At 69.2% G+C, this 2,625-nt stretch carries 2 protein-coding genes; one reads left to right on the top strand and one right to left on the bottom strand.

Annotation, left to right across the window (positions count from 1 at the left end):
• Positions 1–41 precede the first annotated feature (41 nt).
• Positions 42–719, bottom strand: coding sequence for a signal peptidase I (lepB, locus tag ACWGIU_RS35060; RefSeq protein ID WP_453712139.1), 678 nt, complete (start codon positions 717–719; stop codon positions 42–44).
• 381 nt (positions 720–1,100) lie between these two features.
• Between lepB and ahcY the strand changes: the two genes are divergently transcribed.
• A complete protein-coding gene (gene ahcY, locus ACWGIU_RS35065; RefSeq protein ID WP_453712140.1) occupies positions 1,101–2,537 on the top strand; it encodes an adenosylhomocysteinase in 1,437 nt (478 codons plus the stop codon).
• Positions 2,538–2,625 lie beyond the last annotated feature (88 nt).

Consider the following 2,625-nt stretch of genomic DNA (forward strand, 5'->3'; position numbering starts at 1 on the left):
CCCGCGAGCAGCAGCCCGCGGGGGCCTTCGCGCCTCCGTGGCTACGACTCCTCGACGTGTACGGCGCCCCGGACGGGCCCCGCCGGTACCGGCTTCTTCCGCCGCACCACCAGTGCGGCGATGCCCAGCCCGATCCCCACGGGCAGGGCGAGGGTTCCGACGGCCGACGCCAGGCCGAGAGCCAACATCAGCCCGTTCTCCTCGGGGACGCGGACCCCCGTCACGGCCGACACCGGCAGCGTGCCCTGCTGGAGCTCCGGGAAGTAGCGCGAGTCCGCGGAGTTGCCGCGGTTGTCACCCAGGACGAAGACCCGTCCCTGCGGCACCGAGACGGCGAAGCTCAGGCCCGGGGCCCCGGGAGCGCCGTCCAGTACGTAGGGCTCGTCGAGCGGCTGCCCGTTGAGGGTCAGGGTGTCGTCCCCCTTCGCGTAGGCGATGTGGTCGCCCCCCACCGCCACCCCGCGCCCGACGTTCGCCCCCGGCCTCTGCCACTCGGCGGGGTCGTAGGTGACGATGTCGCCGCGGCGCACGTCGGACGGATCCCTCTTCATTACGACCAGGTCCCCCTGGCTCAGCGTGGGCTGCATGGCGCCACCGCCGTAGCGCACCCCGTTGAACTGATCCAGCATGAGCGCGAGCGCACCGCCGTTCAGCGCGACGCCCAGGATCAGAAGGGCGATCGCCCATATGCCCCGTTTACGCCCAGGTCTGTTCTTCATGACTCCGTAACCCCTCCCACCAGTGCGAACGGCCGGAAGACTACGGTCTGGCCGAAACCGCACGGGGGCTGGGTCCGGATCAGCGGATCTCTCTCGGTACCCCCTGGTCGAGGCCCCGTCCGGAGCGGCCCGGAGCCGCTTCCGGAAGCCGGTCCCCGCGCATCACCACCCGGCTTCTTTCCCGTCCGACTGGGGCCCGCTCCGCCGATCGGTGTAGATTCGTGCCCAGTGTCAGGCGTCGCTGCTGATGGCGGGTCGGGCGGTCCCTGCGACCGGCCGAGGGGAGAGAGGACCCCCGACGGACTGTGCTCGGTGTCCCGTCCCCAGGACGGCGCACGGCCCAGCCGTACCCACCCTCTCGAACCATGAGGAGCAGCACCCATGGACTTCAAGGTCGCAGACCTCTCCCTTGCCGCGTTCGGCCGCAAGGAGATCACCCTGGCCGAGCACGAGATGCCGGGTCTGATGTCGATCCGCGCCGAGTACGCGCAGGCGCAGCCCCTGGCCGGCGCCCGCATCACCGGCTCGCTGCACATGACCGTGCAGACCGCCGTGCTCATCGAGACCCTCGTCGCCCTGGGCGCCGACGTCCGCTGGGCCTCCTGCAACATCTTCTCCACCCAGGACCACGCCGCCGCGGCCATCGCGGTGGGCCCGAACGGCACCCCGGAGAACCCGCAGGGCGTTCCCGTGTTCGCCTGGAAGGGCGAGACGCTGGAGGAGTACTGGTGGTGCACGGAGCAGGCGCTGACCTGGCCGAACACCCCCACCGGCGGCCCGAACATGATCCTCGACGACGGTGGCGACGCCACCCTCCTCGTCCACAAGGGCGTCGAGTTCGAGAAGGCCGGCTCCGCCCCGGACCCGTCGACGGCGGACTCCGAGGAGTACGCCCACATCCTCACCCTGCTCAACCGCACCCTCGGCGAGTCCCCCCAGAAGTGGACCCAGCTCGCGTCCGAGATCCGCGGCGTGACGGAGGAGACCACCACCGGTGTCCACCGCCTCTACGAGATGATGTCCGAGGGCACCCTGCTGTTCCCGGCGATCAACGTGAACGACGCCGTCACCAAGTCGAAGTTCGACAACAAGTACGGCTGCCGCCACTCCCTGATCGACGGCATCAACCGCGCCACGGACGTCCTCATCGGCGGCAAGGTCGCGGTCGTCTTCGGCTACGGCGACGTCGGCAAGGGATGCGCCGAGTCCCTCCGCGGCCAGGGCGCCCGCGTCATCGTCACCGAGATCGACCCCATCTGCGCACTGCAGGCGGCGATGGACGGATACCAGGTCGCCACCCTCGACGACGTCGTCGAGACGGCCGACATCTTCATCACCACCACGGGCAACAAGGACATCATCATGGCCTCCGACATGGCCAAGATGAAGCACCAGGCCATCGTGGGCAACATCGGCCACTTCGACAACGAGATCGACATGGCCGGCCTGGCGAAGGTCGACGGCATCGTCAAGGACGAGGTCAAGCCCCAGGTCCACACCTGGAAGTTCCCCGACGGCAAGGTTCTGATCGTCCTCTCCGAGGGCCGTCTGCTGAACCTCGGCAACGCGACCGGCCACCCGTCCTTCGTGATGTCGAACTCCTTCGCGGACCAGACCCTGGCCCAGATCGAGCTCTTCACCAAGCCGCAGGAGTACCCGACCGAGGTCTACGTGCTCCCGAAGCACCTCGACGAGAAGGTCGCCCGTCTCCACCTCGACGCCCTCGGCGTCCGCCTCACCACGCTCCGCCCGGAGCAGGCCGCGTACATCGGCGTCAAGGTCGAGGGCCCGTACAAGCCGGACCACTACCGTTACTGATCAACCCCTGATCAGCTCCTGATCAGTTCCCGATCAGTGGCGGCAGCACGTGAAGCAGGCCCCCGGCACCCGTGCCGGGGGCCTGCCC

This window comes from Streptomyces sp. NPDC054840 (genome assembly GCF_053611065.1).